This window comes from Octadecabacter algicola, from assembly GCF_021532625.1.
Lineage (GTDB): Bacteria > Pseudomonadota > Alphaproteobacteria > Rhodobacterales > Rhodobacteraceae > Octadecabacter > Octadecabacter algicola.
Genome location: NZ_JAKGAR010000001.1, coordinates 807,970 through 820,935, shown reverse-complemented (window position 1 = coordinate 820,935; position 12,966 = coordinate 807,970). Strand labels below are relative to the sequence as shown.

At 54.9% G+C, this 12,966-nt stretch carries 14 protein-coding genes; 13 read left to right on the top strand and 1 reads right to left on the bottom strand.

What is annotated here, in order from left to right; all coding sequences use genetic code 11:
- Position 1 precedes the first annotated feature (1 nt).
- The 13 genes from L0666_RS03980 to L0666_RS03920 all read left to right on the top strand — a co-directional run bounded on the left by L0666_RS03980 (position 2) and on the right by L0666_RS03920 (position 12,037).
- Positions 2–565 carry a thioredoxin family protein gene (locus L0666_RS03980; RefSeq protein ID WP_235258983.1) on the top strand — a complete coding sequence of 188 codons (564 nt, stop codon included), beginning with the start codon at positions 2–4 and terminating at the stop codon, positions 563–565.
- A gap of 105 nt (positions 566–670) precedes the next feature.
- On the top strand, positions 671–1,141 hold the full coding sequence (gene soxX / locus L0666_RS03975; RefSeq protein ID WP_235258981.1) for a sulfur oxidation c-type cytochrome SoxX: 471 nt from the start codon (positions 671–673) through the stop codon (positions 1,139–1,141).
- A gap of 27 nt (positions 1,142–1,168) precedes the next feature.
- Positions 1,169–1,585, top strand: coding sequence for a thiosulfate oxidation carrier protein SoxY (gene soxY / locus L0666_RS03970; RefSeq protein WP_235258979.1), 417 nt, complete (start codon positions 1,169–1,171; stop codon positions 1,583–1,585).
- 18 nt (positions 1,586–1,603) lie between these two features.
- Positions 1,604–1,933, top strand: a complete 330-nt coding sequence (gene soxZ / locus L0666_RS03965) for a thiosulfate oxidation carrier complex protein SoxZ (RefSeq protein WP_216036699.1) — start codon at positions 1,604–1,606, stop codon at positions 1,931–1,933.
- Between the two features lie 28 nt (positions 1,934–1,961).
- Positions 1,962–2,813, top strand: a complete 852-nt coding sequence (gene soxA, locus L0666_RS03960) for a sulfur oxidation c-type cytochrome SoxA (RefSeq protein WP_418887970.1) — start codon at positions 1,962–1,964, stop codon at positions 2,811–2,813.
- Positions 2,814–2,912: 99 nt separating this feature from the next.
- Complete coding sequence (soxB, locus tag L0666_RS03955) at positions 2,913–4,616, top strand: thiosulfohydrolase SoxB (protein WP_235258964.1); 1,704 nt, start codon at positions 2,913–2,915, stop codon at positions 4,614–4,616.
- Positions 4,617–4,630: 14 nt separating this feature from the next.
- Positions 4,631–5,905, top strand: a complete 1,275-nt coding sequence (gene soxC, locus L0666_RS03950) for a sulfite dehydrogenase (protein WP_418887969.1) — start codon at positions 4,631–4,633, stop codon at positions 5,903–5,905.
- A complete protein-coding gene (locus L0666_RS03945) occupies positions 5,889–7,145 on the top strand; it encodes a c-type cytochrome (protein WP_235258947.1) in 1,257 nt (418 codons plus the stop codon). The genes soxC and L0666_RS03945 overlap by 17 nt, the downstream gene beginning before the upstream one ends.
- Positions 7,142–7,849 (top strand): c-type cytochrome, encoded by a 708-nt coding sequence (locus tag L0666_RS03940; protein ID WP_235258945.1) that lies wholly within the window; start codon positions 7,142–7,144, stop codon positions 7,847–7,849. Before L0666_RS03945 ends, L0666_RS03940 begins: the two co-directional genes overlap by 4 nt.
- Before the next feature lie 26 nt (positions 7,850–7,875).
- Positions 7,876–9,144, top strand: a complete 1,269-nt coding sequence (locus L0666_RS03935) for an FCSD flavin-binding domain-containing protein (RefSeq protein ID WP_235258943.1) — start codon at positions 7,876–7,878, stop codon at positions 9,142–9,144.
- Positions 9,145–9,234: 90 nt separating this feature from the next.
- Positions 9,235–9,666, top strand: coding sequence for a DUF302 domain-containing protein (locus tag L0666_RS03930; protein ID WP_235258941.1), 432 nt, complete (start codon positions 9,235–9,237; stop codon positions 9,664–9,666).
- A 20-nt stretch (positions 9,667–9,686) separates the two neighbouring features.
- Positions 9,687–10,910, top strand: a complete 1,224-nt coding sequence (gene hemA / locus L0666_RS03925) for a 5-aminolevulinate synthase (RefSeq protein WP_235258928.1) — start codon at positions 9,687–9,689, stop codon at positions 10,908–10,910.
- Positions 10,911–10,978: 68 nt separating this feature from the next.
- On the top strand, positions 10,979–12,037 hold the full coding sequence (locus tag L0666_RS03920; RefSeq protein ID WP_235258920.1) for a YeeE/YedE family protein: 1,059 nt from the start codon (positions 10,979–10,981) through the stop codon (positions 12,035–12,037).
- Here L0666_RS03920 and L0666_RS03915 read toward each other — a convergent pair.
- Positions 12,034–12,930 carry an MBL fold metallo-hydrolase gene (locus L0666_RS03915; protein WP_235258918.1) on the bottom strand — a complete coding sequence of 299 codons (897 nt, stop codon included), beginning with the start codon at positions 12,928–12,930 and terminating at the stop codon, positions 12,034–12,036. The genes L0666_RS03920 and L0666_RS03915 overlap by 4 nt on opposite strands.
- Between the last annotated feature and the right edge of the window lie 36 nt (positions 12,931–12,966).

Genomic DNA, 12,966 nt, shown 5'->3' with positions numbered 1-12,966 from the left:
CATGTTTCGTAATTTGCTTTTGGCTACGGTCTTGATGATGACGCCAGTCTACGCGGCTGAGGTTGGGGATGACGGCCTACATGAAGCCGCTTGGATTCAGGAGACGTTTAAGGACTTGCGCGAAGATCACGAAGAAGCGGTCGCACAAGGCAAGACGCTTTTGGTCATCATCGAGCAACGCGGTTGCATCTACTGCACACGCATGCACGAGAACGTTTACCCAGATCCAGAGATTGATGCGGCCCTGCACGAGAGCTTTTACGTTGTGCAATTGAACATGTTCGGCGACGTTGAGGTGACAGATTTTGACGGCACAACGCTGCCAGAAAAAGACATGGTCGAACGATGGAATGCACAGTTCACACCGATGCTGATGTTCTTCCCACCTGAGGTGCCTGAAGATGCGATTGCATCCCAGTCAACGATCGTCACATTGCCGGGTGCCTTCGGTCGTTGGACAACGCTCAATCTTCTCAACTGGGTTCGCGAAGGCCACTACGCGGGCGATGAATCGTTCCAGCGCTACCATGCACGTATCCTGCAAGAACGCGGAATTGTTGAATAATTTAGTAACTCGGCAAACTCATATTCACAAAGTCGATTTTGTTGTTGCGAGTTCACGGGATCGTGCGCTACGGTATACAGCAGGGAGACGACCAAGGGAGAGACCATGAAACGTTTTGTTCTAGCAGCCGCTGCTGCGAGCATTAGCACGTTTGCCTACGCGCAGACGGCTCCGAACGACGTCACGTTCGGTGACTACGGCGAAATCGAAGTATCGCTAAGTGGTGAGGCAGGCGACGCAGAACGCGGCCTCGAAGTAATGGTGTCTCGTGGCAAGGGCAATTGTATTGCGTGCCACGAAGTAACAGCACTTCAGGAATATCCATTCCACGGTGAAGTTGGGCCGATGCTCGACGGGGCTGGCGATCGCTGGACCGAAGCAGACTTGCGCGGCATCGTTGCCAACGCAAAGAATGTTTTCCCAGAATCCATCATGCCAGCATTTTACCGCACGGACGGGTTCACCCGTCCCGGTGACGCATACACAGGTCGCGCCGCTGAGGGCGATCTTGATCCGCTTTTGACCGCTCAAGAAATTGAAGACGTGGTCGCATATCTAATGACGCTGACTGATTAATCAGTGTTCACGACAACAGGAGACATCATGAACTTTACACGTAGAAATACGCTGTGGATGGCAATGGGCACCGCAATCGCGACCGTTCTACCATTCAAAGCATTCGCCGATGTCGATGCCGACATCGCAGCTTTCACAGGTGGCGCAGAAATCGGTAGCGAAGGCATCACATTGGTTGCACCGGAAATTGCTGAAAACGGCAACACAGTGCCAGTCGAAGTGAACGCACCGGGTGCAGAAGCCATTATGATTTTGGCCGCAGGCAACCCAACACCTGCCGTTGGTACGTTCAACTTTGGTCCGCTTGCCGGGTCCCAGTTTGCGTCTACCCGGATCCGTTTGGCCGGCACGCAAGACGTTGTCGCCATCGCACGGATGCCCGACGGCAGCTTCGTTCAGGCCTCCCAAGAGGTAAAAGTTACTATTGGCGGCTGCGGCGGCTAAGCGAGAGGATCTAAGACAATGGCAGATAACGTAACACCCCGTGTCCGCGTCCCTCGTGATGCAACGGCCGGCGAAACGATCACAATCAAAACGCTGATTTCCCATCCAATGGAATCCGGTCAGCGCAAAGATGGCGATGGCAACACGATCCCACGTTCAATCATCAACCGTTTCACATGTGAATTTAACGGCGAGATGGTAATTGACGTCACTTTGGAACCAGCGATTTCCACGAACCCGTTTGTCGAGTTCGAAGCGGTTGTTCCTGAAAGCGGTTCGTTTGTTTTCACTTGGTACGATGATGATGGTGACGTCTACACAGAAACCAAAGAAATCGCGGTCAGCTGATCGTTTGCAGCCGGGGAGGGGCTTCAACATGAAAACCAAACTTCTAGCAACTGCGGCAATTTGTGCAGCTATGACGGTCCCGTTCGGAACTGTCATGGCTGACGAAGACGCAAATCTAATTATCGATGGTGAAATCGAGATTACGGTTCGGGCTCCGGCACCGGATCATCTTGAAAATCTTGATGAAATTTTCTCGGGCTGGGTCTATCGGGCGACCGAAACTCAAGCGCTGCAAGCGGATGATTTCGAAAACCCTGGTATGATCTTCGTTGATTCAGGTCATGACCTTTGGAACACTGTTGAGGGCGAAGCCGGAGAAAGCTGTGCAAGCTGTCACGGGGATCCTGAGGAAATGGCGGGCGTCGCGGCGACCTATCCAAAGTGGAACGATGCAACCGAGGAAGTTCGTACAATCTCCATGCAAATCAACGCCTGCCGCACAGAGCAGATGGGCGCTGAAGAGTGGAATTTGGACAAATCAGAGCTGTTGAACATGACGGCTTTGTTGGCGTCCGTGTCTCGTGGTATGCCGGTTAACGTCGCAATCGACGGACCAGCACAAGCGACATGGGAAATGGGGCGTGATCTGTATTACACCCGTACGGGTCAGCTAGATCTGTCTTGTGCCAATTGCCACGAAGACAACTATGGCAACAACATTCGTGCCGATCACCTAAGCCAAGGTCAGATCAACGGTTTCCCAACTTACCGTCTGAAAAACGCACGTTTGAACGGTGTCCATTCCCGCTTCCGCGGTTGTGTTCGCGATACTCGGGCCGAAACCTATTCGGTTGGCAGCCCGGAGTTCGTCGCACTTGAGCTTTATGTAATGTCGCGCGGCAACGGTCTTTCGATCGAAGGCCCGTCCGTTCGCAACTAAGTTCCTTTAGGCCCGCGCATTGGTTTGTGCGGGCCTTTCTTTCATTTGATACATTCAGCTTTACGCATGTGTAGGGCTGTTAACCAACAGGATAGCACAATGATCTCACGCAGGGATTTCTTGCAGGCCAGCATGGCCGCCAGCGCAATCTACGGCGCATCAGGCTTCGGCGAATGGGGTAAATTGGCCGCGCAGCAGGCGTTGACGCAAGATCAACTGCTTGAGTTTGATACATTCGGAAATGTGTCGCTGATCCACGTGACAGACATCCACGCACAGTTGAAACCGATCTACTTCCGCGAGCCCGAGATAAACCTTGGTGTCGGCGGTAACAAAGGTGCCGTTCCGCACATTACAGGCGCGGATTTCCGTCGTGCCTACGGTATTGAGGATGGAAGTCCGTCCGCTTATGCGCTGACTTACAACGATTTTTCCGCATTGGGGCAGGCCTACGGCAAGATGGGTGGCATGGATCGCGTGTCCACAGTCGTTAATCAGATCCGCGCGGCGCGCCCTGATGCGCTGCTTTTGGATGGTGGTGATACATGGCACGGGTCCTACACCTGCTATCACACCGAAGGTCAGGACGTCGTGAACGTCATGAACATGCTGAAACCCGACGCGATGACGTTCCACTGGGAATTCACCTTGGGCAGCGGTCGGGTGCGTGACATCGTGAACGATTTGCCGTTCGCAGCGCTTGGCCAGAACATTTTCGACAGTGAATGGGACGAACCAGCTGAGGATTTCGCGCCGTATAAGTTCTTTGAACGCGGCGGCGTTAAGATCGCTGTCATCGGTCAAGCCTTCCCCTATATGCCAATCGCCAACCCGGGTTGGATGTTCCCGGAGTATTCTTTCGGTATTCGTGATCAGCGCATGCAGGAAATGGTCAATGAAGTGCGTGCAGCAGGGGCCGAGCTGGTCGTTTGCCTGTCTCACAACGGGTTTGACGTAGACAAAGCCATGGCGGGTCGTGTCACAGGGATCGACGTGATCCTTGCAGGGCATACACATGACGCGCTTCCAGAACCCGTGTTAGTCGGTGACACGATCATCATTGCGTCAGGCTCTAACGGCAAATTCGTCAGCCGCGTCGACCTCGACGTGCGCGATGGCAAGATGATGGGCTTCCGCCACAAGCTGATCCCGATCTTCAGTGATGTGATCGAACCAGACGCCGAAGTCACCGCCGTCATCGACGAACAGCGCGCGCCTTATGAGGCAGAACTGTCAGAGGTTCTTGGTCGAACCGCTGATGACACAACGCTGTACCGTCGCGGTAATTTCAACGGGTCATGGGATGATCTGATCTGTGACGCGCTTATCAATGAACGCGAGGCCGACATTGCGATGTCGCCTGGTGTGCGTTGGGGGCCATCCATTATGCCGGGTCAGGACATCACGCGTGAAGATCTTTGGAATGTCACCTCCATGACCTATCCAAACGCGTATCGCACTGAAATGACAGGTGAATTCATTCATACGATCCTCGAAGATGTGGCAGATAATCTGTTCAACGAAGACCCGTATTACCAGCAGGGCGGCGACATGGTCCGCATTGGTGGCATGGGTTACCGGATCGATATCAATAAACCCATCGGTGAGCGTGTCAGCAATCTGACGCTGCTGAAAACCGGTGACTCTATTGACCCCTCCAAGACCTACATGGTCGCGGGATGGGCGTCCGTCAACGAAGGCACAGAAGGCCCGCCGATCTGGGATGTCGTTGAAAATTATATCAAAAATCAAGGCACCGTGAGTGTGGCACCGAATACGAGTGTCGACGTGGTGGGTGCATAAGGAGAGCAATGAACATGGATGACTTCGCAAAAACATCCCGACGCGCGTTCCTGCGCGGCTCTGCGGCGGTGGCTGCAGGGACAGTGGCGGGGAAGGCGGCAGCGCAAGACGCCCCTGATCCGCTGATCACAGAACTGCAAGACTGGGCCACCTTTACCGGCTACGGCGTTGATGAAACGCCATACGGGCTGCCGATTAAATATGAAGACGACGTTGTGCGCCGTAATGTGGCATGGCTGACGGCGTCTCCGATCTCGTCGATCAATTTCACACCGATCCACGCGCTTGAGGGCACGATCACACCGCAGGGCTGTGCGTTTGAACGTCATCACTCTGGGGCGATTGAATTGACGAAGGACGATTATCGTTTGATGATCAACGGCTTGGTGGATCGTCCTTTGGTGTTTACGTATGCCGATCTAGAACGTCTGCCGCGTGAAAACCACGTGTATTTCTGTGAATGTGCGGCCAACACCGGTATGGAATGGGCGGGCGCACAGCTAAACGGCGCGCAGTTCACCCACGGCATGATCCACAACATGGAATACACAGGTGTTCCACTGCGCGCATTGCTTGCCGAAGCGGGCCTGGATGCAGCAGGCGATCTGTCTGACAAATGGGTCTACGTCGAAGGCGCCGATGCGTCGTCCAACGGCCGTTCTATTCCCATGGAAAAAGCTTTGGATGACGTCCTCGTTGCATTCAAAGCCAACGGCGAGGCTTTGCGTATGGAGCACGGCTACCCGGTTCGCCTCGTCGTGCCTGGTTGGGAAGGCAACATGTGGGTCAAATGGCTCCGCCGGATTGAAATCACCGATGCTGCCGTAGAAAGCCGCGAAGAGACATCGAAATACACCGACGTTTATGAAGACGGTACAGCACGTAAATGGACTTGGGAAATGGATGCGAAATCCGTTGTCACATCGCCAAGCCCGCAAATGCCGATCACACATGGCACAGGGCCGTTGGTCATTTCTGGCCTTGCGTGGTCCGGCCATGGCAAAATCACCCGAGTGGATGTGTCAATTGATGGCGGGGTAAACTGGCAGACGGCACGTCTAGGAAAACAGGGCGATACCAAAGCCTTGACCCGTTTCTACCTCGACATTGAGTGGGATGGCAGCCCGATGTTCCTGCAATCGCGCGCGATTGATGAAACAGGCTACGTCCAACCGACCAAAGAAGCACTGCGCGAAGCGCGCGGTGAAAATTCTGTCTATCACAACAATTGCATCCAGACTTGGTATGTAAACGAAGAAGGGGTCGCCGAGAATGTCGAAGTCTCTTAATCTGTTTGTCCCCGCACTCGGTGGCACCGCACTCATCGTCGGGGTCGCTTACGGCGTCGCAACAAAGAACTATGGTGTGCAAACCATTGAAAACCTTGAAGCACAGCTGGCATCCAGCCAAGCGGGTGCTGAAACGGCCTCTGCAAACGTTCGGGCGGCTGACGAAGAGATTGCGCAGCTTTTAGCGGAACGCGATGCGTTGCAAGCCGCTGTCGCAAGCGGTGGTGGGCTAACACAGCCAGCACCTGCGTCCGATGCACCGTTCAACCTTGGTCGCGAAGCGTTGCCAGAAGAAATCGCTGCATGGGACGTTGATGTTCTTCCGGATGGTCGCGGATTGCCTGTTGGTAGTGGCGATGTTTGGACGGGCGAAGAAGTCTTTGTTGAACAATGCGCCTCGTGCCACGGTGATTTCGCGGAAGGGTCCGGCAATTGGCCTGTTCTTGCTGGCGGTTTCGGAACCTTAGCCGATGAAGACCCAGTAAAAACCGTAGGGTCTTACTGGCCGTATCTGTCCACCGCGTTTGATTACATCAACCGTTCCATGCCGTTTGGCGCCGCAGGGACACTGTCAGCTGACGATACATATGCGATCGTTGCCTACATCCTTTATTCCAACGACATGGTTGATGACGATTTCGTTCTCAGCAACGAGACGTTCTTTGACGTTGAAATGCCCAACGCAGGCGGCTTCGTTTTGGATGACCGTGCAGAACTGGAATACGCACACTGGAGCGCCGAGCCTTGCATGAGCGATTGTAAGGACCCGGTAGAAATCACAATGCGCGCCTCTGTCGTGGATGTGACGCCAGAAACCGAGGAAGAAGCCTCTGCCGAGCATTCAATGGCAGAGCCGGAAGCCGAGATGACGGCTGACGCCCCCCAAGAGGCCGAAGTTGTTGAAGCTGCTGCCGATCCTGAACTGATCGAGGCGGGCCAAGGCGTGTTCCGTCAGTGCCAGTCTTGCCACGAAATTGGGACAGGCGCATCTGACCGCACGGGCCCACAGCTCAACGGGATTATCGGGCGCACAATCGGTGGTGTTGATGGCTTCCGGTATTCCAATGTTTTCAAGGATGCCGCCGAAGCAGGTGACGTTTGGACTGCAGAAGCGCTTGACGCGTACCTTGCCGATCCACGAGCCGCGATGCCTGGCACTAAGATGTCGTTCCGTGGGCTTCGCAATCCAGAAGACTACGCTGCACTGTTGGCCTATCTTCAAAGCGCCGGTGCTGAATGACGGAACTGCGTATTACAACAGCTTTGATTGTCGCCCTCTCAACAGGGGCGACAATCGCACATGCAGAGGCCGGGGGGGACGCTGAACGGGGTGCCACTCTGTTTCGCCAGTGTTCAGGGTGTCATCAGGTTGGTGAAGGCGCAGTAAATCGCGTTGGGCCGCATCTGAATGGTATTTTCGACCGACCTGCAGCTGAATCCGAGGGGTTTCGTTATTCTAACGGTCTGCAACGGGCGGCGGCTGGTGGTCTGGTTTGGAACTACGAGTCATTGGATGCTTATATCCAAGACCCGCGTGCCTTGGTGTCACAAACGCGAATGAGTTTTCGTGGCATGGATGATCAGCAAGAGCGTGACGATGTTCTCGCATATTTGCGCCTTTACTCAGACAACCCACAAGACATTCCGGAATCTGCACCAACGGCTGTGGCCGTTGACCATGAAGTCGCGCCAGAAATCCTCGCGATTGTCGGGGATCCTGCGTACGGCGAATACCTGTCGGGGGAGTGCACGTCTTGCCATCAAGCAAGCGGAGCAGCGACAGGTATTCCAAGTATCACACATTGGCCGGCAGAGGATTTCGTTGTCGCGATGCATGCCTACAAGGGTGGAGTTCGTGCGCATCCCGTTATGCAAATGATGGCCCAGCGGCTCAGCAACGAAGAGATTGCGGCGCTTGCCGCATATTTTGAAGACGTCGACTAGAACGGCGTCACATAAGGGAGGAAACTATGAAATTTAACAGACGCGCCTTTATTGGCACGGCGGCGGCAACTGCGGGTACTCTCGCTGCGCCGACGTTCGCCCGTGCAGATGGTCACGGTAAACCGCGTGTGGTTGTTGTTGGCGGGGGCGCGGGAGGCGCCACGGCTGCACGCTACATCGCAAAAGACAGCAACGGTGAAATCGACGTTACGCTCATTGAGCCAACACGTGCCTATTATACCTGCTTCTTCTCGAACCTGTACCTTGGCGGTTTCCGCGAGATCGACAGCTTGGGCCATTCCTACGGCACACTGGCATCCACGGGTATCAACGTTGTGCATGATTGGGCGACTGGAGTTGACCGCGATGCCAAGACAGTGACAACAGCAGGGGGCTACACGATCCCTTACGACCGTTTGATCCTGTCCCCGGGCATCGACTTTGTTGATGGTGCGGTTGCAGGTTGGGACGTGAGCGCGCAGAACGCGATGCCACATGCCTATAAGGCTGGTTCACAAACTGAACTGCTGAAATCGCAGATCGAAGCAATGCCAGCTGGCGGCACGTATGCGATGGTTGCGCCGCCAAATCCGTTCCGTTGCCCTCCTGGACCATATGAGCGGATCAGCATGGTCGCGCACCTCCTGAAAGAGATCAATCCAACGGCCAAGATCCTGATCGCGGACCCGAAGGAAAACTTCTCCAAGCAGGGGCTTTTTGAGGAAGGTTGGAACAAGCACTACGCAGGCATGATCGAACGGGTCGGGCCGGACTTTGGTGGCGCCGACGTCGAAGTTGATCCAGCAGCCATGACGCTAAGCATTGATGGTGATGTGAACAATGTAGACGTTTGTAACGTGATCCCAGCCATGAAGGCCGGCAAAATTGCGGATATCGCAGGCATTACTGAGGGCAACTGGGCACCAGTAAACGCGGCTGACTTGTCTTCAAAGATGGATGAAAACATCCACGTATTGGGCGATGCTTGTGCGCAAGGCGATATGCCAAAATCAGGCTTCTCTGCCAATTCTCAGGCAAAAGTCTGTGCCAATGCTGTGCGCGGTGCACTGACTGGGTCCACTGTGTTCCCGGCACGTTTCGCTAACACATGCTGGTCGCTGATCGACACCAATGACGGTGTCAAAGTCGGCGCGACCTATGAAGCCACCGACGAGAAGATCGCCAAGGTTGACGGTTTCATCTCTGAGACGGGTGAAAGCTCTGATGTGCGTCAGGCAACTTACGAGGAATCCGTAGGTTGGTATGACGGCATTACAGCCGACATGTTCGGCTAGGGCCAAAAAAGTGGGTCGGACCCTGATCTAGATCAAGGTTCGGCCCAACCCAGTGATTTAGCGTTCCTTAACGCCACAAGGGAGGACCTCATGAAAAACCTAATTATTGCAGCATGTCTGACTGCGGCCGGCACTATGGCTGTCGCAGAAGAGTCCACATATTACACATTTGACGGGTCTTTTGGTGATGCGACGTTCTCGGTTGAAAATGCGATTATCGGGCAGGGGTTGGTTATTGATTACGTCAGCCATACCGGTGAGATGCTGAACCGAACTGGCGAAGACGTCGGTAGCGACATTGTGTTGTTCACTGAGGCCGATATTTTTGTGTTCTGTTCCGCGTCGTTGTCCCGTGAAGTGATGGAAGCGGACCCAATGAACATTGCGCATTGCCCTTACGGTATCTTTGTTGCCGAACGCGATGGCGAAGTCATGATTGGCTATCGGAATTACCCCGAAGGCGAGATGCAGAAAGTGCAATCCCTTCTAGATGAAATCGTACAAGACGCCTTGGGCGGCTAAGCTAAGCGCATAGGATTGATATGAACTACACTGGATTTTTTCGCGCCGAACTTGACGCTTTGCGCGACGAAGGCAACTACCGCGTTTTCGCTGATTTAGAACGTGAACGTGGGGCATTCCCCAAGGCAGTAAACCGCGACGGCGAAGAAAAGCGTGACGTCACCATCTGGTGTTCAAACGACTACCTTGGCATGGGGCAGCATCCCGATGTTTTGGACGCGATGCACAACGCGCTGAATACCGTCGGCGCTGGGGCAGGCGGAACACGCAATATTTCTGGCACAACCCACCACCACGTTCTGTTGGAACGTGAACTGGCGGATTTGCACGGCAAGGATGCAGCGTTGCTGTTCACCAGCGGCTATGTATCCAACTGGGCGGCCCTTGGAACGCTTGCGGCCCGTATCCCGAACTGTCTGGTTCTGTCGGATGCGCTAAACCATGCCTCAATGATCGAAGGCATTCGTCATTCCAAGGCAGACCGTCAGGTTTGGCGTCACAATGACCTTGAGCACCTAGAGGAGCTGCTGGCAGCACAGCCTTTGGACCGACCCAAACTGATCGCCTTTGAATCCGTCTATTCGATGGATGGTGACATCGCCCCGATCAAAGAAATTTGCGATCTCGCCGATCGTTACAATGCCATGACTTATCTTGATGAAGTTCACGCCGTTGGCCTTTACGGCCCTCATGGCGGGGGCGTTGCCGAAGAGCGCGGCCTGATGGATCGTTTGACCGTCATTGAGGGCACTTTGGGCAAGGCGTTCGGTGTTATGGGCGGCTATATCGCGGCCTCTACTGAACTGTGCGACTTTGTGCGGTCCTTCGCGAGCGGGTTCATCTTTACCACGGCTTTACCGCCTGCTGTTGCGGCTGGTGCTGCGGCGTCAGTACGTCACCTAAAGGCAAGCGCGACCGAGCGTGCGGATCAAAAACGCAAAGTAGCGGAAGTCCGCGCGCGTCTAGAAGCCGCAGGTATTCCCCATATCGACAACCCAAGCCACATCATTCCTGTGATGGTCGGTGATCCAGTGAAATGTAAGTTCCTGTCTGACGTACTGATGCGCGATCACGGCATTTACATCCAGCCTATCAACTACCCGACCGTTCCAAAGGGCACAGAAAGGCTGCGTATCACGCCGTCACCCGTGCACAGTGCGCAAGACATAGATCATCTGATCGCAGCGCTTGAGGACCTTTGGGGACAGTGTCAGTTGGCGCGTATACCAATGGCCGCGCAATAGACATTTTACCTTAACTAACGGCGTTAATAATTTGTATTACAATTGCAATTGGTGACTAAAGGTACGCAATGGAAAACCTTTTGGAAACCTACGGTGAAGGCCCCGTACTGCTGGCAGTCGGGGCTTTGGTCGGCCTCCTGTTTGGAGCAGCGGCCCAGCATTCGCGGTTTTGCCTGCGTGCGGCGACCGTTGAAGTTGCAGACGCAACACCGGGCCCAAGGTTGAGCATCTGGTTCATCTCCTTTGCAGCAGCGGTCTTTTCTGTCCAGTTCGCAATCGCCATGGGCTGGCTGCGGGTGAGTGACGCGCGTCAGCTGGCGAACGTCGGTAGCTTGTCGGGGGCTATCATTGGTGGGCTTATGTTTGGCGCTGGCATGATCCTCGCACGGGGGTGCGCAAGTCGTCTGTTGGTGTTGTCCGCGACAGGGAACTTGCGGGCCATCGTGACTGGTTTGGTTCTGACAATCGTGGCACAGGCGTCATTGACGGGTATTTTGGCACCATCTCGTGAAGCGTTGTCCAGTATGTGGCAAGTTCCCGGAGGAGAAGCGCGCGACATGTTGAACTTGCTAGGCCTCGGCGCAGGGGCGGCAGCCACCATTGGCGCGGTCGCACTGGTCGCAGCTGTTTGGTTCGCACGGCGATCGCACGTCCGCCTGTCCCATATGATTGCGGCCGCGCTTGTCGGATTTGCCGTCGCGTTGGGCTGGATCGGCACTTATTGGGTCGCGCAGTCATCTTTCGAAGTAGTGCCAATTACGTCAGTGACCTTCACCGGACCGTCAACGGATACGCTCATGGGGCTTGTCGCTGCGCGTGACATGCCCATGGGTTTTGGCGTGGGGTTGGTATTGGGCGTGTTCGCGGGGGCAGGGTTTACGGCGCTGCTGACTGGCGAATGGAAACTCCAACGCTTCGGCGCTGACACACCGATGGAACTTTACCTGATTGGGGCCGCACTTATGGGATTTGGCAGCATGCTTGCAGGCGGATGCGCAGTCGGAGCAGGAATGTCTGGCGGGGCAATTTTTGCGCTTACGGCGTGGGTCGCTGTGCTTTGCATGTGGCTGGGCGCCATGGCGACCCGTCGCTTGATGCAGACAACGGCCCTACGTCGCACCGCCTAGCTGTCCTGCACAAACCGGAAGGCATCGCCCATCCGTTCCACTCGACCAATTCCGTTTCCCGCAAGGTGGAACCCCAAAACTTGCATTTGTTCTGTTGCCAGTTGGTCTAGCAGCGCGACCCGTGTCGCAGCACCCATGTCGCCATCTTGGTCGGACCCGGAAATCAAAGCGGGATGTTCAAACGCCATGTGATGGTTGCCGATGCAATCGCCCAATACCATCAGCGCATTAGGGCCATTGCGTATTTCGAACGCCATATGACCCGGCGTGTGGCCGAACGTGGCACGTGCTGCGACACCAGAAATAACCTCATCACCGTCATTGAAGAACGTGATGTTATCCTCGATACGCGCAAGTCGGCGTGCCGCGCCAACCGCGAAAGTGGTACGCCCGCTGTCAATTGTGTCCACGGTGTTCGGATCGGTCCAATAGTCCCATTCCTTTTGGCCGATCATGTAAGTCGCGTTCGGGAACAGAAGGTCGTCAAAATCATCAACCAAACCCCAAATATGATCGGGATGGGCGTGGGTGAAAATGACATCGGTGATGTCTTCGGGGTAAAGGCCCGCCGCATCCAGCGCGTCAAGGATAAACCCAGCCGAGGACATGAATTCTGATCCAGCACCCACATCAAATAACACGTTGCGATCACCCGTTTGGAGCAAGGTAACATTACATGGCGGCGTAAGTACTTCCGTCAGCCCGTATTGTTCACGTAGGGGCGCAAGCGTCTCCTCGGGCACGTGATCAAAGATCATGCCTGCGGGAAGGGTTAGATTGCCGTCAGAGATCGATGTGATCTTGTTTTCACCAATCATTGTCTGGCTGAACGCTGGGCTTGCAAACAAGCTCGCTGCACCAAGGGTCGTGAACTGTCGTCTCGTAAGGGTCATACTGCGTCCTCCCACACATTCTGAATAATGAATGTG

What these genes read in the sequence shown, in the direction of transcription:
- soxX (WP_235258981.1), top strand. Translation starts at nt 671, where the DNA reads ATGAAACGTTTTGTTCTAGCAGCCGCTGCTGCGAGCATTAGCACGTTT.
- soxC (WP_418887969.1), top strand. Translation starts at nt 4,631, where the DNA reads ATGGATGACTTCGCAAAAACATCCCGACGCGCGTTCCTGCGCGGCTCT.
- L0666_RS03945 (WP_235258947.1), top strand. Translation starts at nt 5,889, where the DNA reads ATGTCGAAGTCTCTTAATCTGTTTGTCCCCGCACTCGGTGGCACCGCA.
- soxB (WP_235258964.1), top strand. Translation starts at nt 2,913, where the DNA reads ATGATCTCACGCAGGGATTTCTTGCAGGCCAGCATGGCCGCCAGCGCA.
- soxY (WP_235258979.1), top strand. Translation starts at nt 1,169, where the DNA reads ATGAACTTTACACGTAGAAATACGCTGTGGATGGCAATGGGCACCGCA.
- L0666_RS03930 (WP_235258941.1), top strand. Translation starts at nt 9,235, where the DNA reads ATGAAAAACCTAATTATTGCAGCATGTCTGACTGCGGCCGGCACTATG.
- L0666_RS03980 (WP_235258983.1), top strand. Translation starts at nt 2, where the DNA reads ATGTTTCGTAATTTGCTTTTGGCTACGGTCTTGATGATGACGCCAGTC.
- L0666_RS03940 (WP_235258945.1), top strand. Translation starts at nt 7,142, where the DNA reads ATGACGGAACTGCGTATTACAACAGCTTTGATTGTCGCCCTCTCAACA.
- hemA (WP_235258928.1), top strand. Translation starts at nt 9,687, where the DNA reads ATGAACTACACTGGATTTTTTCGCGCCGAACTTGACGCTTTGCGCGAC.
- soxA (WP_418887970.1), top strand. Translation starts at nt 1,962, where the DNA reads ATGAAAACCAAACTTCTAGCAACTGCGGCAATTTGTGCAGCTATGACG.
- soxZ (WP_216036699.1), top strand. Translation starts at nt 1,604, where the DNA reads ATGGCAGATAACGTAACACCCCGTGTCCGCGTCCCTCGTGATGCAACG.
- L0666_RS03935 (WP_235258943.1), top strand. Translation starts at nt 7,876, where the DNA reads ATGAAATTTAACAGACGCGCCTTTATTGGCACGGCGGCGGCAACTGCG.
- L0666_RS03920 (WP_235258920.1), top strand. Translation starts at nt 10,979, where the DNA reads ATGGAAAACCTTTTGGAAACCTACGGTGAAGGCCCCGTACTGCTGGCA.
- L0666_RS03915 (WP_235258918.1), bottom strand. Translation starts at nt 12,930, where the DNA reads ATGACCCTTACGAGACGACAGTTCACGACCCTTGGTGCAGCGAGCTTG.